At 68.4% G+C, this 21,883-nt stretch carries 24 protein-coding genes; 8 read left to right on the forward strand and 16 right to left on the reverse strand.

Annotation, left to right across the window (positions count from 1 at the left end; all coding sequences use genetic code 11):
• Positions 1 to 423: 423 nt before the first annotated feature.
• The gene (locus ATK30_RS12415) at positions 424 to 1,755 is read left to right on the forward strand and encodes an Rv3212 family protein (RefSeq protein WP_208637627.1); all 1,332 of its coding nucleotides are present in this window, start codon (positions 424 to 426) and stop codon (positions 1,753 to 1,755) included.
• Positions 1,756 to 1,761: 6 nt separating this feature from the next.
• On the opposite strand, the gene ATK30_RS46125 is transcribed toward ATK30_RS12415, so the two are convergent.
• The 6 genes from ATK30_RS46125 to ATK30_RS12450 all read right to left on the reverse strand — a co-directional run bounded on the left by ATK30_RS46125 (position 1,762) and on the right by ATK30_RS12450 (position 5,882).
• Positions 1,762 to 2,244: a hypothetical protein gene (locus tag ATK30_RS46125; RefSeq protein WP_244194595.1), complete on the reverse strand. Its 483-nt coding sequence runs from the start codon at positions 2,242 to 2,244 to the stop codon at positions 1,762 to 1,764.
• A 379-nt stretch (positions 2,245 to 2,623) separates the two neighbouring features.
• Entirely contained in the window at positions 2,624 to 3,499 is an 876-nt protein-coding gene (locus ATK30_RS12430) for a RecB family exonuclease (protein ID WP_101435740.1), read from the reverse strand.
• A gap of 51 nt (positions 3,500 to 3,550) precedes the next feature.
• On the reverse strand, positions 3,551 to 4,183 hold the full coding sequence (locus ATK30_RS12435; RefSeq protein WP_101435741.1) for a MarC family protein: 633 nt from the start codon (positions 4,181 to 4,183) through the stop codon (positions 3,551 to 3,553).
• A gap of 1 nt (position 4,184) precedes the next feature.
• Positions 4,185 to 5,048 (reverse strand): PHP domain-containing protein, encoded by an 864-nt coding sequence (locus ATK30_RS12440; protein WP_416332665.1) that lies wholly within the window; start codon positions 5,046 to 5,048, stop codon positions 4,185 to 4,187.
• 65 nt (positions 5,049 to 5,113) lie between these two features.
• The gene (locus tag ATK30_RS12445) at positions 5,114 to 5,674 is read right to left on the reverse strand and encodes a PH domain-containing protein (protein WP_037353298.1); all 561 of its coding nucleotides are present in this window, start codon (positions 5,672 to 5,674) and stop codon (positions 5,114 to 5,116) included.
• A 22-nt stretch (positions 5,675 to 5,696) separates the two neighbouring features.
• Positions 5,697 to 5,882, reverse strand: coding sequence for a hypothetical protein (locus tag ATK30_RS12450; RefSeq protein WP_037353301.1), 186 nt, complete (start codon positions 5,880 to 5,882; stop codon positions 5,697 to 5,699).
• 167 nt (positions 5,883 to 6,049) lie between these two features.
• On the opposite strand from ATK30_RS12450, the gene ATK30_RS12455 reads away from it, so the two are divergent.
• Entirely contained in the window at positions 6,050 to 6,451 is a 402-nt protein-coding gene (locus ATK30_RS12455) for an NUDIX hydrolase (RefSeq protein ID WP_101435743.1), read from the forward strand.
• Positions 6,452 to 6,732: 281 nt separating this feature from the next.
• Here ATK30_RS12455 and ATK30_RS12460 read toward each other — a convergent pair whose 3' ends face one another.
• The gene (locus ATK30_RS12460; RefSeq protein WP_167441893.1) at positions 6,733 to 7,851 is read right to left on the reverse strand and encodes a DUF2332 domain-containing protein; all 1,119 of its coding nucleotides are present in this window, start codon (positions 7,849 to 7,851) and stop codon (positions 6,733 to 6,735) included.
• Positions 7,852 to 7,877: 26 nt separating this feature from the next.
• Positions 7,878 to 8,381 (reverse strand): MaoC family dehydratase, encoded by a 504-nt coding sequence (locus tag ATK30_RS12465; RefSeq protein ID WP_037353308.1) that lies wholly within the window; start codon positions 8,379 to 8,381, stop codon positions 7,878 to 7,880.
• Between the two features lie 333 nt (positions 8,382 to 8,714).
• Between ATK30_RS12465 and corA the strand changes: the two genes are divergently transcribed.
• The 4 genes from corA (at position 8,715) to ATK30_RS47440 (ending at position 11,889) form a co-directional block, all read left to right on the forward strand.
• The gene (corA, locus tag ATK30_RS12470) at positions 8,715 to 9,803 is read left to right on the forward strand and encodes a magnesium/cobalt transporter CorA (RefSeq protein ID WP_101435744.1); all 1,089 of its coding nucleotides are present in this window, start codon (positions 8,715 to 8,717) and stop codon (positions 9,801 to 9,803) included.
• Positions 9,804 to 9,998: 195 nt separating this feature from the next.
• Positions 9,999 to 10,652, forward strand: a complete 654-nt coding sequence (locus ATK30_RS12475) for a metallophosphoesterase family protein (protein WP_101435745.1) — start codon at positions 9,999 to 10,001, stop codon at positions 10,650 to 10,652.
• Positions 10,649 to 11,488: a chromosome partitioning protein ParB gene (locus tag ATK30_RS12480; RefSeq protein WP_101435746.1), complete on the forward strand. Its 840-nt coding sequence runs from the start codon at positions 10,649 to 10,651 to the stop codon at positions 11,486 to 11,488. The genes ATK30_RS12475 and ATK30_RS12480 overlap by 4 nt, the downstream gene beginning before the upstream one ends.
• Before the next feature lie 53 nt (positions 11,489 to 11,541).
• The gene (locus ATK30_RS47440; RefSeq protein ID WP_101435747.1) at positions 11,542 to 11,889 is read left to right on the forward strand and encodes a ClpX C4-type zinc finger protein; all 348 of its coding nucleotides are present in this window, start codon (positions 11,542 to 11,544) and stop codon (positions 11,887 to 11,889) included.
• A gap of 107 nt (positions 11,890 to 11,996) precedes the next feature.
• Here the strand turns inward: ATK30_RS47440 and ATK30_RS12490 are convergent, their stop codons facing one another.
• Positions 11,997 to 12,191, reverse strand: a complete 195-nt coding sequence (locus ATK30_RS12490; protein ID WP_009072943.1) for a PspC domain-containing protein — start codon at positions 12,189 to 12,191, stop codon at positions 11,997 to 11,999.
• A 468-nt stretch (positions 12,192 to 12,659) separates the two neighbouring features.
• On the opposite strand from ATK30_RS12490, the gene ATK30_RS12495 reads away from it, so the two are divergent.
• Positions 12,660 to 13,559, forward strand: a complete 900-nt coding sequence (locus ATK30_RS12495; protein ID WP_244194596.1) for a hypothetical protein — start codon at positions 12,660 to 12,662, stop codon at positions 13,557 to 13,559.
• Between the two features lie 64 nt (positions 13,560 to 13,623).
• Here ATK30_RS12495 and ATK30_RS12500 read toward each other — a convergent pair whose 3' ends face one another.
• From ATK30_RS12500 to ATK30_RS12525, 6 genes are all read right to left on the reverse strand, one after another.
• Positions 13,624 to 14,799, reverse strand: coding sequence for an ABC transporter ATP-binding protein (locus ATK30_RS12500; protein WP_101435749.1), 1,176 nt, complete (start codon positions 14,797 to 14,799; stop codon positions 13,624 to 13,626).
• Between the two features lie 3 nt (positions 14,800 to 14,802).
• Positions 14,803 to 15,645, reverse strand: a complete 843-nt coding sequence (locus ATK30_RS12505; protein WP_101435750.1) for a carbohydrate ABC transporter permease — start codon at positions 15,643 to 15,645, stop codon at positions 14,803 to 14,805.
• Positions 15,645 to 16,592, reverse strand: a complete 948-nt coding sequence (locus tag ATK30_RS12510; protein WP_101435751.1) for a carbohydrate ABC transporter permease — start codon at positions 16,590 to 16,592, stop codon at positions 15,645 to 15,647. The genes ATK30_RS12505 and ATK30_RS12510 overlap by 1 nt, the downstream gene beginning before the upstream one ends.
• Complete coding sequence (locus tag ATK30_RS12515; RefSeq protein ID WP_101435752.1) at positions 16,589 to 17,908, reverse strand: ABC transporter substrate-binding protein; 1,320 nt, start codon at positions 17,906 to 17,908, stop codon at positions 16,589 to 16,591. The genes ATK30_RS12510 and ATK30_RS12515 overlap by 4 nt, the downstream gene beginning before the upstream one ends.
• Positions 17,909 to 18,202: 294 nt before the next feature.
• Entirely contained in the window at positions 18,203 to 18,730 is a 528-nt protein-coding gene (locus tag ATK30_RS12520) for a YflT domain-containing protein (RefSeq protein ID WP_167442160.1), read from the reverse strand.
• Positions 18,731 to 18,807: 77 nt separating this feature from the next.
• A complete protein-coding gene (locus tag ATK30_RS12525; RefSeq protein WP_101435754.1) occupies positions 18,808 to 19,998 on the reverse strand; it encodes an acyl-CoA dehydrogenase family protein in 1,191 nt (396 codons plus the stop codon).
• Between the two features lie 157 nt (positions 19,999 to 20,155).
• Here ATK30_RS12525 and ATK30_RS12530 point away from each other — a divergent pair, with 157 nt between their 5' ends.
• Positions 20,156 to 20,500 (forward strand): DUF4190 domain-containing protein, encoded by a 345-nt coding sequence (locus ATK30_RS12530; RefSeq protein ID WP_101435755.1) that lies wholly within the window; start codon positions 20,156 to 20,158, stop codon positions 20,498 to 20,500.
• Positions 20,501 to 20,591: 91 nt separating this feature from the next.
• On the opposite strand, the gene ATK30_RS12535 is transcribed toward ATK30_RS12530, so the two are convergent.
• Entirely contained in the window at positions 20,592 to 21,830 is a 1,239-nt protein-coding gene (locus ATK30_RS12535) for an IS110 family RNA-guided transposase (protein WP_101440783.1), read from the reverse strand.
• Positions 21,831 to 21,883: the final 53 nt, after the last annotated feature.

Consider the following 21,883-nt stretch of genomic DNA (forward strand, 5'->3'; position numbering starts at 1 on the left):
CCCGACGAACGCCCCCGGCCGGACACTCCGGCCGGGGCGTACGCGTCGGATGAGGGTGCTGGTCCGGCGCAGTCGGCCGCTGCTGATCGAGGCGCGAGCCCATCGTCCGCGGATGCCGATCTGTCGGCGCTCGGTGGCCCGGCGGAGAAGGCTTCTGGTCGCTCAGATGGGTCCGCTGAAGCTGCTTCAGCTGTTCCCGGCCCGCAGGACGCAGGTCCGACCGCGCCAGCCGCCGAAAAGGCTTCCCGGCCTTCGACGGACTCCCCCGCAGCCTCAGGCTCGGCTGAAAGCACTCCCGCCGCAGCCGCTTCCCACCCGCAGGAGTCGGCCGCGCCACTGCCAGGCTGCTCCGCAGCGAACACTTCCGCCGCGGGCAAGAGTTCCGCGATCCCCCCGGCCACCCCCGAGGAACAAACCGGCCCGATCGCGCGCGTCGCCGACGAACCCGCCGGGGTCAGCGGCACCCCCGCCGAACCGTACGGTTCCGAGAACATCCTCCCTCGCCAGCCCGCCGCGGATCCCGTTGTGCCGCCGGGGAAAGCCCGTCGCTCGCCGTGGAACCGAGGACGGGACCGGCTGATCGCGGGAGCGATCGTCGTCGTGGTCGCGGTGGTCGCCGCGATCGTCGCCGCCACCAGCGACAACCTGCACACCAGCCGCGCACTGGCGGATCCGCCGCACGCGCTCCCCTCGCCGCCGGCCTCCGTGCCCGGGTCGATGACGCAGCTGTGGCAGGCCCCGAGTTCCGCGACGCCGATCCCGATCGGACAGTCCGACACGGTCACCACCGCGGACGGCGGCGAGGTCGCCGGCCGTGATCCGCTCACCGGGCAGATCCGCTGGCACTACACCCGCGAAAACCTGCAACTGTGCACTGTGGACACCGCGTGGGGACGGATCAACGCGGTGTACCACAAGACAATGGGCTGCAGCGAGGTCACCCAGCTCGACCCCGCTACCGGCCGCATCACCGCCCAGCGCAACGGCGACGCCGAACTGGGCACCCGCCTGATCGACGACGGCAGCCACGTCACGACCACCGGCAAGCATCTCCTCGACACGTGGCGCGACGATCTCGTGAAGAGCATGGAGTACGGCAAAGTCCCGTTCCTGCAAAACGCGAACAAGCAACCGCGCCCCGACTGCACCTACGGAACCGTAGCGACGGCCGCCGACAAAATCGGCGTGATCGAACGCTGCCCGGGCGACCGTACGGATCGCCTGACCGTCTACCGGGCGACCGCCGAGCACGAGGACGAACCGAAGGTCACCTACACCGCCCTGCTGGCCGGTAAGCGCGCCCGGGTCATCGCGATGTCCGGCGACCTCACCGGCGTCCTGCTCCCGGACCAGAAGCTGTACGTCGTCTACGGCGCGGACGGTTCGCAAAAAGCCGCCTACCCGATGGATCTCCCCGCTGCGGATGTAGCGAACGATCCTGTCGGCGGCACCGAGGCGACGACCCGCACCGCCGCGGGGATCTACTGGTACACCGGCTCCAAGACCGTCGCGCTGTCCCGAGACGACCTGTCCCCGCGCTGGACCCTGGACGGCACGCTCGGCCCAGGAATCACCTTCGCGACCCAGCTGGTAGTCCCGATCCGCGGCGGACTGGCTGTGCTGAACGAAACGAACGGTGCAACGCTGCGCACAGTCGGCATCGACCGAGGTGCCTACACCGGCCCGGTCCGCCTCACCGCGCTAGGCCCAGTACTGCTGGAACAACGCGGCCCGAACGTCGCCGCCCTGCGCTGACCCGGCTCAGAACCACCACAACGCACTGAACGCCACTCCCGCGACGACCAGCACGCCAGCCCCCGCGCCGACCGCCACTTTCCCGGTGCGACGGTCGGCAATCCGTTGCAGCGCAAGCATTATCACCGCAGCGACCGGATGCCCGACCAACTTGAGCGGCCCCGGTCCAGGTGCGCCGTTCACGAGACACAACACGCCCACGACAAGCACCCCGACGGCCAGGACTGCCATTCCCGCGGCCACCGACCCGGTGAACCCACGCCACCACCGCCCACGAGCCTTCCTCCTGACGGTCGGCTCATGACGCTCGGGGGCCGCTTTAGCCGAGGGCTCGTCACCGTCGATCGCGCTGGCCCGCACCGCCGCATCAGGGATGGCTGCATTTTCGTCAGGCGCAGGATCGTCGGCGGCAGCTAAGTCATGGCTGACCTCAGCACTAGCACTGCCGTCCCTCGCCAAACTCGGCGATGCCGCCGCAGTGCTCTTCACCTCCGCAGAATCAGCCCCAGCACGATCAGCTGCCGCAACTCCACCGTCCGACGCCGCACCATCGCGCACATCGGCACCGCCGCCGTTCGGCGTCGCGGCGTCGCGCAGGTCTGTCCCACGGCCGTTGCTCGCCGTACCGACCGCAGGAGCACCGGCGTTCTCGACGCAACGGCCGTCGCGAGTCCTGCCCTGCCCCGCAGGAAGATCCGTCGCCACAGCAGCAGAATCCTTCCTCGCCACGCCACGAACCCCATCCCCCGCGGTACCGCGACCCCGGCCAGCTCCGCGGCCCCGGGCACCGGCCGTCCCGCCGCGGGCCGTTTCCTCAATGTCCGGTGACGCCACGATCCTCGGGTCCAATCCACATCTCGGGAAACCCCTACGGCGCAAGCAAATCCCACGGTTGCGCGGCAGGAGCTGCCTGCTGTCCCGCCACGCAGCTCGGGCGGAAGTCGCACCACGCGCAGCGGCGGTCGGGGCGGGCGGGGAACAACGCGTCTCCGTCGCCGCCCGCGTCAAGGGTATCTGCTGCCAACCGCAAATCCCCGGCGGTCTCCTCGGCGCGTTCCAGGTGCCGCTTCAAGGTTTCCGGCGTGTGTTCCGCCGCGGCGATCGTGCCGGAGGGCAAATGGTGCAACTCGACCTTCGTGCACGGCATGCGCAAAGTGCGCGTCGCGGCGACGGCGTACATCGCCAATGCCTGCGACGCCCGGGCCTCGTGTTCGTCCGGGGCTCGGCGGCCGGTTTTGTAGTCCACGATCACCAGTTCGCCGCCGCGTTGGTCAATCCGGTCGGCCCGTCCCTCGATGATCATCGTCGGGCGGCCGCCGGTCGTGCTGACCGGCGCGGAAACCCAGCGTTCCAAGCCCACCGGATCGTCGCTTACGTCGTTGTCCTCGACGTACTCCGCGACCCAGCCCTTCGCGCGCGCACGGTAGCGCGCGGCCTGGTCGTCGTCGGCGAAACCGGCGTCCTTCCAGTGCTCGGCCACCAGCGCGATCGCGCGCTGCGGCGTCCGTTTCGCCACTGGCAGGTCGAAAAGCGCGCGCAACGCGTTGTGCACCACCGCGCCCAGCGTGCTGTGCGCCCACGGCCCGGTGCGCTGCGGCGTCGGCCGGTCGAGATACGCCAGCCGGTACCGGCGCGGACAATCGTCAAAGGTGCTCAACCGCGCCGGCGACACCTTGGTGAGCCGCTGCGGTTGCTCGACGCCGAAGTCGAACCCCAGCTGTTCTTTCACGCCGCCCCCTTCCATCGACGCCCACGCTACGCACCCCCACCGACACTTTCCGGCGCGGGCCGTTGGCTAGCCGGCACCCGCGATGAAGCCCTGCACCGAATTCGCGACCAGCTCGACGGCGATCGCGGCGAGCAGCAGACCGGCGATCTTCGCGAGGAGCGTGATGCCGCTTTCCTTGATCAGCCGGATGACCACGCCGGAGAACCGCATGCAGGTGTACAGCACGAAATGCACGGTCACGATCGCCAGCCCGAGCGCGATGTAGGCGCCGATGTGGCCGTCGGCCTGCCGGACGAACACGATGGTCGCCGCGATCGCGCCGGGACCGGCCAGCAGGGGCGTGCCGAGCGGAACAAGGGCCACGTTGACGTCCTCGGCCGCCTCCGGCTCGTTGCTGCCCGCGTTGCTGGTGAGCAGCTGCAGCGCGATCAGCAACAGCAGCAAGCCGCCCGCGCCCTGCAGCGCCGGGATGCCGATGCCCAGATACGCCAGGATCGCCTGCCCGGCCACCGCGAACAGCGAGATGACCAGCAGCGACACCAGCACCGCCTGCCGGGCCGCTTTCACCCGCGTGGCCATCGGTTTGCGGCCGACCAGGCTCAGGAACACCGGCACCGTCCCCGGCGGGTCCATGATCACGACGAGGGTGATCGTCGCGCTCATGAAGAGCTTCGCGTCGAAGAAATCCGAGACGGCCATCTCAGCCCTTCACCACTTGGAAGCCGGTCGCCCGCCCCACCAATTCCTCCAGCTGGTCCGGCTCGGTCGTTTCCTGGCCGAGCCCGATGGTCTTGTTCGTGCCGTGGTAGTCGCTGGACCCGGTGCGGATCAGGCCCAGTTCGTCGGCCAGCTCGCGGGTCCGCGCCCGGGTGGCCGCGTCGTGGTTGGGATGGTCGACCTCGACGCCGGTCAGTCCGCGGGCGGCCAGGTCGCGCAGGGTGTCCTCGCTGATCGTCGCGCCGCGGCTGAAGGCGAAGGGATGCGCCATCACGGTGACCCCGCCGGCCGCGGTGACCATGTCGATCGCGTCCTCGACCGGGGTGTCGCGGCGCGCGACGTAGTAGCCGCGGCGGCTGTGCAGATAGTCGCTGAACGCCTCGTCGACAGAGGTGACGAGTCCGGACCGGACCAGCGCCTGCGCGAGATGCGGCCGCCCGGCGGGCGAGTCTTCCGGCAGCAGGCCCAGGATTTCGTCGGCGTCGATCGGGAGGCCGTCGGCGGCCATCCGCTCGGCCATTCGCCGCAACCGGGTGCGCCGTTCGATCCGCAGCCGAGTCTGTTCCGCGACGATCGCGGGCGCGGCCGGGTCGAAGAGGTACGCGAGCAGGTGCACGCTGATCTCGTAGCCGGTGTCCGGGTCGATCGAGACCGTCGACAGTTCCGCGCCCGGCACCAGCGTCATGCCCGCGGGCAGGGCCGCGGCGGCCGGTTCCCAGCCCGCGGTGGTGTCGTGGTCGGTGATCGCGACGACGTCGAGACCGGCACGCGCGGCAGCGCCGACAAGCTCGGCAGGGCTGTCGGTACCGTCGGAGGCCGTGGAGTGGGCGTGCAGGTCGATGCGCATCGGACCCATTCTCGACGATGCGCTGCGTCACCTCGGCGCCGGGACCAGTGCCGACGCGCCCGGGGTCAGCCGACCGGCTTCTTGCCCCGCGCCGCGCGCTGTGCCTTGATCATCGAGAACCGTTCGGCCTGCTTCTGCTTGTCGCCGAACACGAGCTCGGAGATCGTGTCGTAGAACTCCTCGGGCCGCGGCAGGTAGTCGATCCGGTTCAGCGCCTGGATCTGCCCGGCCGATTCGACGACCATCGTGCCGTAGCCGAGCATCCGGCCCCAGGCCGAACGCTGGTAGGTGAGGTCCGTGACCTTGCTGATCGGCATCATCAGCACCTTGGTGGTGAAGACGCCGGTGGTCATCACGAACCGTTTGTCGGTGACGACCAGCCGTTCGACCCACCACTCGATGATCACGTAGGCGAACCGCAGCACCACCGCGAGGGCGACGTACCAGAGGATGTTCTGCACGACCCACAGCGAGGGCGGCAGCAGGTACGACACCAGCACGCACACGATCAGCAGCGCGGCTGCCTCGAACGTGTCCCAGAGGAGCACCGCCCAGTGGCGGCGGATCCGGATGACCCGCCGCTCGGTGTCGAGGAGGTACTCGTCGGGGTCGCGTGGCGCGAACATGGTCCGAGGGTATCCCCTGTCGTCAGTGGAAGACGTTGCTGACGAACGTGATCACCGATTCGGCCGAGCTGCGGAGGAAGTCGATAATGTTGCTGACAAGTCCCGCAGCATGTCCCGGCTGGGCGATCACGAAGAACAGCACCAACGCGATACCCACGAGTCCCGCAAGCTTCTTCGCGTTCACAGCGATCAATCCCGTCTCTTCCATGACACCCGGAAATCTGACTTTCTACGTTGTACCGCACTGACCACCCACGCGGGAGGAAAGTCCCGCGCATGGGTCAGCCAGCCGCTCGAAGTGTACCGTACGGCTACTCTCCGTGTACAGGTTCCTGGACACTAGGGGGCGCGGCCGGGTTCGGCTACCGTCGCGGCATGGACGGCCTCGAGCGCTGCGTCGGCGGCATCGTGTTCGACGACCAGGGCAGACTCCTGCTCATCCAGCGCGCGAACGAGCCCGGAAAAGGCCAGTGGTCGCTGCCCGGCGGGCGGGTCGAACCGGGCGAAACGGACCACGAAGCAGCGGTCCGGGAACTTCGCGAAGAGACCGGGCTCGACGTGAGACCGCACACACTGGTCGGCTCGGTCGTCCGGGGCCGTTACGACATCCACGACTACGAATGTTCGTGGACCGGCGGAATCCTCACCGCGGGCGACGACGCCTCCGACGCACGATGGGTCAACTCGGCCGAACTGGTCAATTTAGACGAAGCGGGCCACCTGGTGGACCAGCTCATGGTGACGTTGCGTGACTGGAATGAGTTGCCGAGGACGTAACCCAGAGCGGTCCTTTGCGCATTGCCGACAGCCGTGTCCGCGATTGCGAACGCATTGCGGAGTTGTCGGAAAGTTTCCCCATCGTTCAAGAATCCGCGATGAGCACGGAAAATGCGCGGAACGCGTATTCGATATCGCCGGATGCGCATCCGGCAACCAGTCCGGGCGCTCGCGGAGGAGTGTGACTGATGGGGTGAATGTGACACAGGTTACTCAGGGTGCCTAGGGGCGTCGTGCGTGGCGATGCCGGGGAGAACCGGCATCGCCACGCCCGAGACAGCTCAGGGCAGCCAGGTCATCCGCTGCCCGTGCGGCGCCGTCCGGGCCAGCGCGCGGACCTGCGGTTTTCCGTCCGCCCAGGTCGTCAGCCCCAGCACCGCCATCGCGGGCTCGCCCGCGGCCGAGTCGCCCGAGGACAGGTCGTCGCGGCCAGGCAGAACGGTCTCCAGCGCGGCCCGGTAGAACTCCTGGCTCACCCACCAGACCGGCCGGGTCGAGGACAGCCGCGCCAGTTCGGCCACGAAGTCCGCCCGCCGGTCCCCGAGATACGCCAGCGCGTGGCTCGTCAGGACCACCAACGGCAGTTCCTCGGGCAGCCGCGCCGCCGCCGAGGCCAGGTCGTCGACCGCGTCCCCGGCGATCAGCTCCGGCGCGTGCTTCCGCTGTTCGGCGGCAGCCGTGCGCAGCAGCCGGATCCGGTCGACCTGATCGGCCCAGACGCACGCCTCCAGCCACGCCAGCTCGTCCTCGTCCGAGAGGTCCACCGGAGCCCGGTCCAGACCCACCCTGCCCGCCACTGCCACCTTCTTGGGCAGCTTGGGCAACCGCGCGCCCGACGCGACATCGATCGAGCAGTGCAGCCCGACCGCGGCCTTCGCCGGACCGGCCGTGAGCTGCTCGCCGCCGTCGCATTGGTAGCGATAGCCGAACCGGTCGAGCCCCAGCAGCAATCCCGCGCTGCAGCCGACCTCGAGCAGCGCGATCTTGCCGCCCGCCTCCTTCGCCGCCGCCGCGACCGCCGGGTACAGCAGCGCGGCGCGGCGCACCTCGTTCGTCTGCGTGTAGCGGGTCGAGATGATCTCGCGGGCCTGGTCCGCGCGCTCCAGCAGGAACGAGCGGAACAACGGCCACGTCTCGCTGTCGACGCCGTCGAAACCGCCCACCGACGGGTAGTACCGCGACAGCGGATGGATCGGATCCGCCTGCACCAGCCGGTGCGCGGCGGCGAACAGCAAGGTGCCGCGCGCTTCGCCGCCGCGAGCGTCGGTCAGCAGCGCGGCGACGTCGTCGTCCTCGGCCGCGTGCGTGGCGAGGTGGTCATACAGCGGCGAAACCCCGCGCGCCTCCACCTCGGCGAACATGCGCAACCGGCGCTTGATCTCTTCCAGGGCGATGGCCACCCGTGCTCCTCTTCGCGGCGGATCGGTCACTCGTGCGGCGTCGGGCGGCCGGGCTGTTCCCCGCCGCGGGTGTCGCCGTAAGACCGCTTCGGCACCATCACTTTGCGCCGGAAAATGCACACGATGGTGCCGTCCTGTTTGTACCCTCGTGTCTCGACGTACACCACTCCCCGGTCGTCCTTGGATTTCGACGGGGTCTTGTCGAGCACCTCGGTCTCGCCGTAGATCGTGTCGCCGTGGAACGTCGGCTTGACGTGCTTGAGCGATTCGACCTCGAGGTTGGCGATGGCCTTGCCGGACACGTCGGGCACCGACATGCCGAGCAGCAGCGAGTAGATGTAGTTGCCGACCACGACGTTCTTGCCGAAATCGGTGGTCTCGCCCGCGTAGTGCGCGTCCAGGTGGAGCGGATGGTGGTTCATCGTGAGCAGGCAGAACAGATGGTCGTCGTATTCGGTGACGGTCTTGCCGGGCCAGTGCTTGTAGACCGCGCCGACCTCGAATTCCTCGTAATACCGGCCGAATTGCACGCTTGCCCCTCCTGTCCGGGTAACACCTGCCGAACCAGGTGCGACACCTCTCCGTGGTGAGGAGTACCCTCGACCATCGGTGATCGCGCGTCAACGCGACCCCTGCCACTTCGCACGCCTCGGCGTGCTCCGGCCGAAAGGAGGTGAGGGACCGCTCATGAGCAGTGGTGATAGTCCGCTCCCTAGTAGTAGTACGTGCGTTCCAGCCTCGCCGGCCGGCCTTTTCCCCTCCTGGTAGGCCCGCGTCCGGGAACTCACGGTGCCGCCGGACGGACCCCCGCAGTCCGCCTGGCCGTCGTCTTCGTGCTTCACGACGCTCGCCCAGGAGAACCCATGCCTGCCATTCCCTCGCTAGGCGGCCTTCGCGGCCGCGGCAACAACCGGGCCAAGGCCAATCTCGAACGGCCGATCCCGGTGCCGCTGTCGGCCTATGTCGTCGATTGCGCGGTGTATGTCGACGGCAAGCGGCTGCCCGGGCGCTGGACGCACGCCGAGGCCATTCGCGAGGTGCGCAAGCGGCACGCGGGTTTCGTCTGGATCGGTTTGCACGAGCCCGATTCCGACCAGATCCAGGGCATCGCGGACACCTTCGGCCTGCACGAACTGGCCGTCGAGGACGCGCTGGAGGCGCATCAGCGGCCGAAGCTGGAGCGCTACGACGACACGCTGTTCCTGGTGCTGAAGACGGTCCGCTACGTCGAGCACCAGTCGCCGACCACGGCGAACGAAATCGTGGAAACCGGCGAGCTGATGGTGTTCCTCGGCCGCGATTTCGTGATCACCGTCCGGCACGGCAACCACTCCGGTCTCGCCCGGCTGCGCCGCGACCTCGACGAGGACCCGGAGCGGCTCTCCCTCGGCGCGGCGGCGGTCGTGCACGCGATCGCCGACCACGTGGTCGACCACTACCTCGAGGTCACCAGCCGGATCGAGGCGGACATCGACGAGATCGAGGCGCAGGTGTTCGCGCCGCGCTCGTCGGTGAGCGCCGAGCAGATCTACCTCATGAAGCGGGAAGTGCTCGAACTGCGGCGCGCGGTGGTCCCGCTCGCCACGCCGGTGTCGCGGCTCGCCGAGGGCTACACGCGGCTGGTGCCGGACGAGGTCCGCTCGTATTTCCGCGACGTCGCCGACCACCTCGCGACGGTGTCGGAACGCGTGGCGGCGTTCGACGAACTGCTCAGCACCCTGGTCGACGCGACCGTCGCGAAGATCTCGCTGCAGCAGAACACCGACATGCGCAAGATCACCGCGTGGGCGGCGATCATCACGGTGCCCACGATGGTCGCGGGCATCTACGGCATGAACTTCGACTACATGCCCGAACTGCATTGGCAGTTCGGGTATCCGATCGTGGTTTCGATCATTCTCGCGATCTGTCTGCTGCTGTACCGAATATTCCGGAAGAACGACTGGTTGTAGCCGCCCTCGCGGTCCCCCTTTCTTCCCCCGGTTGCAGGAGGTTCGTCTCGTCATGTCCCGGTTGCTGTCCAACCTCAAGTTCTGGGCCGTCGCCCTCTGCCTCGTGTGGATCGTCGGCATCGTCGCGATGATCGCGCTCAACCCCGGGTTCGCGCACGGCATGAAGTGACGCCGCGTGCGCCGTAACCTGGGCGCATGCCGAAAGCGCTGGTGGTGGCTGACGAGGCCGACGAGCGGCTGTGGACCCCGGCGGTCCGCTCGCTGCGGGTCGACCTTGTCGTCGCCGCCGGCGATCTGCCGTTCGGGTATCTCGAGCACCTCGCCGGCATGCTCGACGTGCCGTGCGTGTTCGTCCCGGGCAACCACGACCCGGACCTGAGCGGCTACACCCGCTACGGCGGACTGTCCATGAAGGACGGTTTCCCGACCGAATGGCCCGGCCCCGCCGGCGGCATCAACGCCGACGGCCGCGTCGTCGACGTCGCCGGGCTGCGCATCGCCGGGCTCGGCGGTTCGATCCGCTACCGCGATGGTCCGAACCAGTGGACGCAGCGTCAGCAGGCTCGCCGGGCCCGGCGGCTGGAGCTCCGTTTCCGGTGGCGGAAATGGCGCGACGGCAACGGAATCGACATTCTGCTGACGCATTCGCCGCCGCGGCATCTCGGCGACCGCGAAGATCCGCCGCACCAAGGTTTCACCTGTCTGCACCGCACGATCGAAACCCTGCAGCCGCGGTGGCTGCTGCACGGACACATCCACCCGCACGGCGAACCAGTGCCCGACCGCGTGGCCGGCGGCACCCGGATCCGCAACGTGGTGGGCTACCAGGTGATGGAGTTCCCGCGATGACCCGACCGACCGGTTTCCCGCGTGCTGACGCCGAAAACGACTTCCTTCGAGCCCGGCGGCGGCAGGTGCTGTCCCGGCTTTCCACCTGGCTGCGCCGGGAACCCGACGACGTCAACATCATGCTGCCGTTCCACGAAGTGGTGCAGGCGCTCGGTTACGTGAGCGAGACGCGAATCGGGACGCGAGTGATCACTTTGGACTCGATCGTCGGCACCGTCGACCGGAGCCGCGATTTCGACCGCCGGTTCCGCCCCACGTCCGCCCGGGTTCGGCAACGCTGGGAACGACTCGCCCTGGCCGCCCGCCGCGGCGAGGCGATCCCGCCGATCGAGGTGTACCGCATCGGCGAGCTGCATTTCATTATCGATGGCCACCACCGGGTTTCGGTCGCACTGGCGCAAGGACTGTCCACAATAGAAGCTTCGGTGACGGTCGTGCGCACCAAACTGAACCCGAGCGGCATCCGGTACCGCGGCGACCTGATCGTGAAGGACTATCGGCGGCTGTTCCTGGAACGCGTCCCGCTGTCCGGTCACGCGCGGGCTTCGGTGCTGGTGCCGGATCCGTGGAACTACGCCCAGCTCGGCGAGCACGTCGAAGCGTGGGGTTTCCGGCTGATGCAGGACGAAGGCCAGTTCATCGACCGCGCGACCGTCGCGCAGCGCTGGTTCGACGAGGAATTCACACCGGTGGTGGCGATGCTGCGGCAGGCCGACCTGATCGGCGACCGCACCGAGGCCGAGGCGTACCTGTGGGTCGCGTGCGAGCGGTACCGGCTGATCCGGACGCACCGCTGGGACGAGGAGATCATCGAAAGGCTGCGCTCGCAGCAGTGACTTGTCAGGCGACCCCTGACGTGTCAGGCTAGTCCTGACACTGGGAGGTTGCGATGACTTCGTACTGCTCGTTCTGTCTCAAACCGGCCGACGAGGTGGCCAAGCTGATCGCCGGTGCGGGCGTCTACATCTGCGACGGCTGCGTCGGACTGTGCGAACAGATCCTGGCCGGGCAGCACGAGCCGGGGACGTCCGAGGTGACGCTGTGGGAGCGGAAATCGGACGAGGAGATCCTCGAGAGCATCCCGCGGATGGCGAAGGTCAGCGCGCAGACGGACGCGCGGATCCAGGAGCAGGTGGATCTGCTGCGGACGCGCGGGGTGGCGTGGGCGCGGATCGGCGAGGCGCTCGGGGTGACGCGGCAGTCGGCCTGGGAGCGGTTTTCCGCCGAGCGGAAATGAGAACGGCCCTCTCCCGCGTGCCGGCGGGAGAGGGCCGATCCATCTCTAGAGCTTGGGGCGAGTCCGGGCTGCTCGGTTGTCGCTGGCGAGCCGTTCTTCGGCCTTGCTCAGTCGCTGGGGATGATCGCCCAGAGGATCAGGTACGCGACGAACTGCGGCCCCGGCAGCAGGCATGACAGCAGCGCGAGCACGCGGACCTTGCCCGGCGTGGTCCCGAAGCGACGGGCGAGCCCGGCGCAGACTCCGCCGATCATGCGCCCCTCCCGCGGCCGGCTCAGCCGGTGAGTGACAGGTGCGGTCATCGTGTTCCCCTCCCGTTGGGTTCGTACCTCCATGGCACCACGTCCGCCGCCGGGGCACATCGCTCCGCGGGACGATCCGGACCCCTAAGGGGATGGGGTGCGGGAAGGGGGAGGAATCGGGGTCGAGAACGGGAACTCGCAGCTCAACGCTCGCCCGGGGCAGCATCACGGTACGACAGGAGCGCTCGTCTTTCCGACCCGGACCGGCCCGCTTGTCCGCCGGATCTTCGTCGCCCGCGGTGCACGCCGATCCGCTCCCGCCAAGGTCCGTGAAGGACTCCTTGAGGGAACCTGATTCCCCCAAGGAGTCCTTCACGGACCTCTCGGCAGAGGCGGGACCCTCATCGGGACGCGGTGGAAGCATTCCCCGTTCTCCACAACCGCCCCACCAGCGGTGATGACGCAGCGAAGTGTGGGATTTCCCGGCGAGGGCTGGATTTTTCGCCACTCACGGTGATACTGCACCCCGTGCGTAACCCACTCGGAGTCCTCGCAGTCGGCTGTTCGGTGTTCCTCGCCGCAGCATGTTCCGCGGAGTCTGCCCCCGCCCCGGCAGCGCAGTCCACGCCGGTGCCCTTGACCGCGATCGCGGCGCTCGGGGACTTCGCGACGCTCGACTACTGCAGCCTTCTCGACCCGAAGCGGCTCAAGAACGCCACCGCCGACACGCCCGATTCCTCGTTCACCGCGTGCCAGGCGGACTTCGTCCAGGCCGGGCGGCCCCGGACGGTCACCATCGGGCCGCTCGCCGCCGATCGCGATCCCACCGTGCAGGCGTACGCGTACCCGGGCAAGGTGCCGGACGGCGTTTCCGTGCAGCAGGCGAGTTTCGTGCCGGAGCGGACGTGCGGGCGGGCCATTACGTTCGCCGACGGGGTGCGGCTGGCCGTTTCGGTCACCGACCGGGACGACCGCGGCAGCGCGGAGGACCGGTGCACCGCCGCGGACGACGTGGTCGGCGGGGCGCTCGACGCGGTCACCGGCAACCGGGTGCGGCATCCGCAGCTGCCGGATCGCTCGTGGGGCCGGGTGGATTCCTGCGCGATTCTCACCGGGTCCGGGGCGCAGGGCGGCGACGCGACGGCCGGGCTCGCCGGGCATTCCTGCATCCTCGACAAGGTGAGCCTGGAATTCGCGGTGGTGCGGCAGGCTCCGGCGGGACCGTCGGAAACGCTGGGCAACCGGGTGGCGCGGGTGGCGGCCGACGGGGCGTTCTGCCGGGTCCGGACGGTGCAGCCCTCCCCGGCCACGCCAGGACGCGCGGAGCAGGCGACGGTGAGCGTGGTCGACACCAGCGGCGCGGGCGGGGACGCGGCTTGTCCGGCCGCCCGCACCGCTGCCGCGACGATCTTTTCGCGGATCCCCTGAACGTCCGTGAAGGGCTCCTTGCGGGAATCTGATTCCCGCAAGGAGCCCTTCACGGACCGCTGGCTCAGTCGGAGTAGGTGAGGTTTCGGCCGTCGGACGGGTCGAAGAGCTTCACCTTGTCCGCGTCGAACCACATTCGCAGGTCCTGGTTCTCCGCGGCCGCCGATTCCGCCGACAGCCGGGCCACGATCAGCGATTCCGCGCCGGGGACGTCGGCCGAACCGCTGTCCGCGGCCAGTTCCGCCAGCTCCGCGGAGGTCGCGGCTTCGCCGTCCACGGTGAAGTGCGCGAACTTCTCCGAGCCCATCGACTCCAGGACGTCCACGTGCGCGGTGAACGTCGCGCCCTCGCGGCCCGATTCGACCAGTGCGGCGTCCTCGAAGTGTTCCGGGCGGATGCCCATGATCACCTCGCGCGGGGCGTTCGCCGCCTCGGCCATCCGGCGGACCCGGTCGGTCAGCGGGGTGCTGCCCAGCGAACTGCGCACCTGGCCGTCTTCGAGCGTCGCGGGGACGAAGTTCATCGACGGCGAGCCGATGAATCCGGCCACGAACAGGTTCGCCGGGTTGTCGTAGAGGAACTGCGGCGAACCGATCTGCTGCACGTACCCGGCCCGCAGCACCACGACCCGGTCGCCGAGGGTCATCGCCTCGGTCTGGTCGTGCGTGACGTACAGCGTGGTCGTGCCGAGCTGCTTCTGGATCTTCGACACCGACGTCCGCATCTGGCCGCGCAGTTTGGCGTCCAGGTTGGACAGCGGCTCGTCCATCAGGAACGCCTTGGGATTGCGGACGATCGCCCGGCCCATCGCCACCCGCTGCCGCTGCCCGCCGGACAGGTTGGCCGGTTTGCGGTCGAGGTGCTGGGTCAGGTCGAGGATCTGCGCCGCCTCCTCCACTTTGGACCGGACGATCTTGTCGTCCACTTTGGCCAGCCGCAGCGGGAACGCCATGTTCTCGCGCACGCTCATGTGCGGGTACAGCGCGTACGACTGGAACACCATCGCGATGTCCCGGTCCTTCGGCGCCTTCTCGTTGACCCGCTTGCCGTCGATGCGCAGTTCGCCGGAGGAGATGTCCTCCAGCCCGGCGACCATGTTGAGCGTGGTCGACTTCCCGCAGCCGGACGGGCCGACCAGGATGATGAACTCGCCGTCGGCGATCGTGATGTCCACTTCGGACACCGCGAGCGCGCCGTCGGGGTAGCGCTTGGAAACCTTGTCGAGAACGATTTCAGCCATGGGTCAGCCCTTCACCGCACCGGACGTCAGCCCCGCCACGATGCGACGCTGGAAGAACAACACGAACAGGATGATCGGCACCGTGATCACGACCGCGGCCGCGCACACCTGGCCGGTCGGGTCCTCGAACTGCGAGGACCCGGTGAAGAACGACAACGCCGCGGGCACCGTGCGCGACGACTCGGTGGACGTCAGCGAGATGGCGAACAGGAAGTCGTTCCAGCAGAGGATGAACACCAGGATCGCCGTGGTGAACACGCCCGGCGCGGCCAGCGGCGCGATCACCTTTCGGAACGCCTGTGCCGGCGTCGCGCCGTCCATTTTCGCCGCCTTTTCCAGTTCCCACGGGATTTCCCGGAAGAACGCGGACAGCGTGTAGATCGACAGCGGCAGCGCGAACGTGATGTAGGGCAGGATCAGCCCCGGCCAGGTGTCGAAAAGGCCGAGCCCGCGTTCGATGTTGAACAGCGGGGTGACGAGCGAAACCTGCGGGAACATCGCGATCAGCAGGGAAAGCCCCACCAGCAGCTGCTTCCCGGGGAAATCCAGCCGGGCGATCGCGTACGCCGCCATCGTGCCCAGCACCACCGCGATGACCGTGGAGATCACCGCGATGCCGATCGAGTTCACCAGCGCGTGCAGGAACTCCGTGGTCTGGAAAATGTCCGCGTAGTTCTTGAGCGTCCATTCCACCGGGATGAAATTGCCGTCGGTGAGCGTCGCTTTGGTCTTGAACGACAGCGAAAGCACCCACAGCACCGGGACGATCGCGAACACCACCACCAGGATGTCCAGCAGACCCCAGCCGACTTTGCGGCCGGTCGTGGCCGCACCACCGATAGCCATCAGCGCTTCCCCCCGTCGTCCGTGCCGGGCGCGGCGGTGCCGAACACCTTGATGAAGAGGAACGCGATGATCGCCACCGTGAGGAAGATCAGCACCGCCATGGTGGAGCCGATCCCGAGGTTGAGCCCCTTGACCAGGTTGTCGTAGGTCTGCATGGACACCGATCCGGTGTCCTGCGCGCCGCCGGTGAGCACGTAGATGTTGTCGAAAATGCGGAACGCGTCGAGCGTGCGGAACAGCAGCGCGACGAGAATCGCCGGTTTCATCACCGGCAGCATCACCTTGGTGAACCGCTGCCACGCGGTCGCGCCGTCCATCGCCGCCGCCTTCAGCAGGTCGTCCGGCACCAGCGCCAGCCCGGCCATCAGCAGCAGCGCCATGAACGGCGTCGTCTTCCACACCTCGGCGAGAATGATGATGAACAGCGACGGCCACTGGTCGGTCAGCGGCGCGACCCCTTCGCCGAGCACGTTCGCCAGGTACCCGGTTTTGGGCGTCCACGCGAAATACCACGAGAACGCGGCCACCACGGTGACGATGCCGTACGGGATCAGGGCGACGGTGCGCACCAGTCCGCGGCCGACGAGCGTGCGGTGCATGATCAGCGCGAGCCCCATGCCGAGCACGAACTCGATCGCCACCGACACGACGGTGAGGAACATCGTGGTGCCGAACGCGGTCCACCAGTAGGAATTCGTCAGCACCGCGGCGTAATTGTCGAATCCGATGAACTCGTGCTTCGCCGGGAACCGCAGGTCGTAGCGCTGCAGCGAAAGCCAGATCGAATAGACGATCGGGTATCCGGTCACCGCGATCATCACGAGGAACGCGGGCGCGCACAGCCACAGCCCGAGCCGCCGTTCCGCCTTCTTGCCCTCGGAAAGCGCGGGCTTTCCCTTCCGGTGTGCCGCCTCGCGGCTGGTCGCGGCGGGATCCTGGACGGTCACGGGATCACTCCCTTCGACTGGAGCGCGTCATCGAGCTGTTCCCGCAATTTCCGCGCGGTCGTCTGCGGATCGATCGCCGCCGGCGGGGAGAGGATCTTCGACATCACCGTGGACAGGTTCTGGTACACCGGTGTGAGCGGCCGTACCGCGGCGGTCTTCAGCGCCGACAGGATGGCGTCGCGCATCGGGTATTTCTGGGCCATGTTCGGGTTGTCCGCCGAAACCGGCTTCGCCGGATCCACCGGGACGTCGTCGTGGTACACCGACTCGATCGTCGGCGGCACCCCGTCGTTGATCGCCGACACCTTCTGGTTTTCCTTGCTGCGCAGGCACAACGCCGCTTCGTACGCCTCGGGCTTGTGCTGCGAGTAGGCGCTCACCGCCAGGTCGAACCCGCCGATCGTGCTCTTCGACGGAACTCCGGGCTTCGCCTGCGGGTACACCGCCCATTTGAAGTGCGACAGGTCCTTCGGCTTTTCCTCGGCGTAGGAGGCGTACACGAACGGCCAGTTCAGCTCGAACGCGGCATTGCCGCGCTGGAACGTCTGCCGGACGTCGTCCTCCTTCTGGTTCGTCAGCGACGGATCGGTAATCCCCGACGACGTGACCTTCTTCAGCAGCGCCAGCGCCTGCACCGCACCGTCGTCCATCACGACGGATTTCCCGTCGTCGGAGAGGATGTGCCCGCCGAGCGATTCGACCAGCGTGTTGTAGATGACGACCAGGCCCTCGTACTGCGCGCCGGTGAACACGACGGAATACGGCTTGTGCTCGCTCTTGAGCCGCTGCGACATCTGCATCATCTCGTCCCACGTCTTCGGCGGGGTCGGGGTGATGCGGTCGTCGTACCAGAGCAGCTGCACGTTGGTGTTCTTCGGCGCGGCGTAGAGCTTTCCTTGATACGTCGCGGTGTCCAGCGGGCCCTTGAGGACGCCCTCGGACGCGGCCGTCTTGTTCTGCCCGGTCCACTCGTCGACCCAGCCCGCCTCGGCGAACTCCGAGACCCACGTGACGTCGAGGCCGAGCACGTCCATCGACGTGTCGCCGGCGGCGAGCCGGCGCGCCATCTGGATCCGCTGGTCGTCCGAACCGCGCTGCAGCTTGTTGTAGACGATCCGGTACCGCCCGGCGGCGGCCTTGTTGCAGTTGTCGACGACCGTCTGGAAATGGTCCTCCGGGGAGTAGTAGACGTTGATCGTCGTCCCGGAGGCCGTTCCGCAGCCCGCCACCAGACCGCTGCCCACCACGCCGGCAGCGAGCAATGCCGCCGCGCGCGTAGGTCCTCGTTTCTTTCCGCTGGGCCGTTTCTTCCCCATCCAAGCCTCCTCGCCCATGTGCACACGGCGCCTTTCGACACCGCCCCCAGACAGCACGCCGCGGCGAGGCGGACCCGAGCCAGCACCCCGACGTGCCAGTTGCCGGCAGGCCGCGCTGGAGGACACGACCGGCCAACCGGTGTCGGACAACCTATGCCCGGCGATCACGAGCCGCAAGCAGGGTCAATAACGATTCAGCCGGGTGCGCCGCGTACCACCGGAAAGACTGGAGCAGCGCGGAATGCGGTTGTTCCATCCGGGTGAACAACCACCGCATCGGGGGCGTGCGGGTATTCAGGCAGTGGCGGGCGGCGGCCGCAACGCCAGCTTGGCGAGCAGTTCCCGCCCCTGCTCGGCGCTGCGCGGCTGGCACAGCACGTCGTACCGGCCGGCGACGAGCTGGCTGGCCGACGAGAAATCCCTGCGCCCGCGCGACGCGCGGTAGCCGATCGCGGAGAACGCCAGTCCGGACAGGACGCCCAGCACCAACCCGGTCAGCAACTGCAGCGTGAACCCGCCCTGGTTCACGAACATGCCCAGCAGCAGCCCGGCGAACAGGCCGAACCACGCGCCCGACATCGCGCCCGCGGCCAGCACCCGGCCCCAGGACAGCCGCCCGATGACGCGTTCGACCAGCATCAGGTCGACGCCGACGATCGTCACGTCGGTGACCGCGAACTCGCTTTCGGCCAGGAAGTCGACCGCCTGCTGCGCCTCGCCGTAGGTCGAGTACGACCCGATCGGCCAGCCGGTGGGCGGCGTCGGGAGCCGCGGCAGCCCGGCCGGGCCCTGACCGCCTCCAAAGGGACTGCTCACCATCATCACCTGCGCTCGTCCGGTCCGAGAGTTTCTATCTTGTCAAGAACCGGCGGAGCGCGCGAACTCCGGCGAAGCGGGGGTCAGGCTTTGTAATCCCGCAGCAGGCCGCGGCTGATGATGGTTTTCTGGATTTCGCTGGTGCCCTCGCCGATCAGCAGGAACGGCGCCTCGCGCATCAGGCGCTCGATCTCGTATTCCTTCGAATAGCCGTACCCGCCGTGGATCCGGAACGCTTCCTGGGTCACCTCGGCGCAGTACTCGCTGGCGATCAGCTTCGCCATGCCCGCCTCGACGTCGTTGCGCGCACCGGAATCCTTCAACCGCGCCGCGTTCACCATCATCAAATGCGCGGCCTCGACCTTGGTCGCCATCTCCGCCAGCTTGAACGCGATCGCCTGGTGCTGGGCGATCGGCTTGCCGAACGTCGAACGCTGCTGCGCATACGCGATCGCCAGCTCGAACGACCGGATCGCGATCCCGCACGCCCGCGCCGCCACGTTCACCCGGCCGACCTCGACGCCGTCCATCATGTACGAGAAGCCCTTGCCCGGAGCCTCGCCCAGCACCTTGTCCGCGCCGATCTTGAAGCCGTCGAACACCGCCTCGGTGGTGTCGACGCCCTTGTAGCCCATTTTGTCGATCTTGCCCGGGATGGTCAGCCCCGGAAGCACCTCGCCGAACCCGGTCGGCTTCTCCACCAGGAACGTCGTCAGGTTCTGATGAGCCTTCTCCGCGCCCTCGTCCGTCTTCACCAGCAGCGCGATCAGGTTCGACGAGCCGCCGTTGGTCAGCCACATCTTCGCGCCGTCGATCACGTAGCCGTCGCCGTCGCGCTTCGCGCGGGTCTTGATCGCCGCCACGTCCGAACCCAGATCCGGCTCCGACATCGAGAACGACCCGCGGACCTCGCCGGTCGCCATCCGCGGCAGGAAATGCTGCTTCTGCTCCGGAGTACCGTGACGGGTGATCATGTGCGCCACGATGAAGTGCGTGTTGATCACGCCGGACACGCTCATCCAGCCGCGCGCGATCTCCTCGACCACCAGCGCGTAGGTCAGCAGAGACTCGCCGAGGCCGCCGTACTCCTCCGGGATGGTGAGCCCGAACAGGCCCATCTCCTTCATGCCCTCGACGATCTCCGCGGGGTACTCGTCGGCGTGCTCCAGCGCCTGCGCGTGCGGGATGATCTCCTTGTCCACGAACGACCGCACCGTGGACAGAATCTCCTGCTGCACATCGGTCAGACCGGCGGTCCTGGCGAGACGGGCCATCGGTGGGCTCCCTTCGGCGGCTGCACCGGGGCTCCCGGCACTGGGTTACCGGGGAGTATGACTGGTTCGCGCCCGAGCGGCTATGAGGGTGCTCACGCCCGGGCCGGGTTTCCCCCGTTAGGCTGCTGATCCACCCGAAACCGCGAGAAGGATCCCGATGAGCGAGGCCGGCGACGACCAGGACGAGCCCGCTGGCCGCGACGGCTACCTGCACCCGTCGTACGAGCACCAGCCCTATCCGCCGCGGGGCCCGCAGCCCGGCGCGGGGCTCGCGCTCGGGTCGCTGGTGTGCTCGATCGCCGGGTTCGTGCTGTGCGCACCGATGGCCATCGCGGGGATCGTGATGGGGCACGTCGCGTTCTACCGCGCCCGCCGCGGCCGCGGCACCGGCGGAGCGCTCGCGGTCGCCGGGTTCGTGATCGGCTACGCCGCGCTGATCGTCTGGGGCATCGCCATCCCGCTGATCCTGCACGCGCTGGCCCAGTCCGGGGTTTTCGGCTGATGCCGCGGCGATTCCCCGGTAGCGTCGACCTTCGAACCCGGCACCCGAGGGAGCCCCGATGACACCCTTTGTGTCAACCCCAAGATCAGAATCAGGCTGCGGCCTGTTGTTCCGTGCTTTGGCGGGCGCTGCCGTGCAGGGCTGGGTCGTAGGGTGTGCCGTTCTGCCAGCAGCGCCAGATGACCCGAACCCAGGCGCGGGCGAGGACGCGGATGGCGTGGGGGTGGTCTTTGCCGGAGGCTCGGGCGCGGTTGTAGATGCCGGCTGCCCAGGGGCTGCCGTGGCGGCTGTTGTCGGCGAAGGTGGTGATGGCGACGCGGAGGCGTTTGTTGCAGGCCCAGCGGAACGAGACGCCGCGTTGTTTGCCGGATGCTTTGGTGACGGGAGTGATCCCGGCCAGTGCGGCGATGGCGTCGGGGTGGTCGAAGACCTCGCGGGCGTCGCCCCATTCGGCGAGGATCTGGGCGGCGTTGACGGTGCCCGCGCGGGGGAAGGACCGGAAGATCTCGCCGTCGGGGTGGGCGCCGGTCTTCTCGGCGATGGAGCGGTCCAGGTTCTTGATCGCGGTGTTGAGCGCGGTGATCACGCCGACTTGAGCCAGCACCGCGTCCCGGATTCCTTCGGACACGACAGGATCGAGCGTTCCGGCGGGTGCCGAACGCAGCCGGGCCAGCAGCACCGCGGCGGGTTTCTTGCCGGAATAGCCGTGGTTGGCGCAGAACGCGGCCAGTTGTTTTTCGGTCAGCCTCGCCGCGGATGCGGCGGTCGGGCAGCGGGTCAGGAACGCGAGCGCGATCAACGATTCCAGTTTGGCGAAGATCGCCTTGGCTCCGGGCCAATGCGCGTCCAGCACAGCGGCGAGCTGGTTGACCGCGGCCACGCGGGCGGCGACGAGGTCGCCGCGGGTGCGTACGACCGCGCGCAATGCCTTGGTGCGGCCGGACAGCGGCGCCGCCGGGCGCAGGCGGCGGAAGCGGACGCGCAGGTAGTCGGCGATCACGTGCGCGTCTCCGGGGTCGGACTTCGCGCCGGAGAGGACTTCGGACTCGCGCCAGGTCTTGATCGCGTTCGGTTTGACCGGCATGACCGGGTGCCCGGCTTCCAGCAGCGCGTCGACCAGGCGTCCGTCCGGGCGTTCGATCGCCACCGGCATGTCCTGCGGTCGGGCGTGCTTGCCCAGCCGGGCGGCCAGCCGGGCGAACCCGGCCGCGGTGTGGGCGATCGTGAACGCGGCGACCTTGCGGCCGTCCCGGCCCAGCACGCACACGGAGTGCTCGGCCGAGGCCCAGTCGATCCCGACGAAGAACAACTGCCCGTCCTGCTGCGACAACAAATTCGCCTTCCTGCTCGTGCTTCAGGGCAGGAGCCAGGCGGGGGCGAGGG

It is taken from the genome of Amycolatopsis echigonensis (genome assembly GCF_002846615.1).
Classification (GTDB): Bacteria; Actinomycetota; Actinomycetes; order Mycobacteriales; family Pseudonocardiaceae; genus Amycolatopsis; species Amycolatopsis echigonensis.

Bases quoted from the DNA above. Each gene is read 5' to 3' on its own strand.
- ATK30_RS12430 (WP_101435740.1), bottom strand. From the start codon at position 3,499: ATGGAAGGGGGCGGCGTGAAAGAACAGCTGGGGTTCGACTTCGGCGTC.
- ATK30_RS12435 (WP_101435741.1), bottom strand. From the start codon at position 4,183: ATGGCCGTCTCGGATTTCTTCGACGCGAAGCTCTTCATGAGCGCGACG.
- ATK30_RS12440 (WP_416332665.1), bottom strand. From the start codon at position 5,048: ATGCGCATCGACCTGCACGCCCACTCCACGGCCTCCGACGGTACCGAC.
- ATK30_RS12445 (WP_037353298.1), bottom strand. From the start codon at position 5,674: ATGTTCGCGCCACGCGACCCCGACGAGTACCTCCTCGACACCGAGCGG.
- ATK30_RS12450 (WP_037353301.1), bottom strand. From the start codon at position 5,882: ATGGAAGAGACGGGATTGATCGCTGTGAACGCGAAGAAGCTTGCGGGA.
- ATK30_RS12455 (WP_101435743.1), top strand. From the start codon at position 6,050: ATGGACGGCCTCGAGCGCTGCGTCGGCGGCATCGTGTTCGACGACCAG.
- corA (WP_101435744.1), top strand. From the start codon at position 8,715: ATGCCTGCCATTCCCTCGCTAGGCGGCCTTCGCGGCCGCGGCAACAAC.
- ATK30_RS12475 (WP_101435745.1), top strand. From the start codon at position 9,999: ATGCCGAAAGCGCTGGTGGTGGCTGACGAGGCCGACGAGCGGCTGTGG.
- ATK30_RS12480 (WP_101435746.1), top strand. From the start codon at position 10,649: ATGACCCGACCGACCGGTTTCCCGCGTGCTGACGCCGAAAACGACTTC.
- ATK30_RS47440 (WP_101435747.1), top strand. From the start codon at position 11,542: ATGACTTCGTACTGCTCGTTCTGTCTCAAACCGGCCGACGAGGTGGCC.
- ATK30_RS12490 (WP_009072943.1), bottom strand. From the start codon at position 12,191: ATGACCGCACCTGTCACTCACCGGCTGAGCCGGCCGCGGGAGGGGCGC.
- ATK30_RS12500 (WP_101435749.1), bottom strand. From the start codon at position 14,799: ATGGCTGAAATCGTTCTCGACAAGGTTTCCAAGCGCTACCCCGACGGC.
- ATK30_RS12505 (WP_101435750.1), bottom strand. From the start codon at position 15,645: ATGGCTATCGGTGGTGCGGCCACGACCGGCCGCAAAGTCGGCTGGGGT.
- ATK30_RS12515 (WP_101435752.1), bottom strand. From the start codon at position 17,908: ATGGGGAAGAAACGGCCCAGCGGAAAGAAACGAGGACCTACGCGCGCG.
- ATK30_RS12520 (WP_167442160.1), bottom strand. From the start codon at position 18,730: ATGATGGTGAGCAGTCCCTTTGGAGGCGGTCAGGGCCCGGCCGGGCTG.
- ATK30_RS12525 (WP_101435754.1), bottom strand. From the start codon at position 19,998: ATGGCCCGTCTCGCCAGGACCGCCGGTCTGACCGATGTGCAGCAGGAG.
- ATK30_RS12530 (WP_101435755.1), top strand. From the start codon at position 20,156: ATGAGCGAGGCCGGCGACGACCAGGACGAGCCCGCTGGCCGCGACGGC.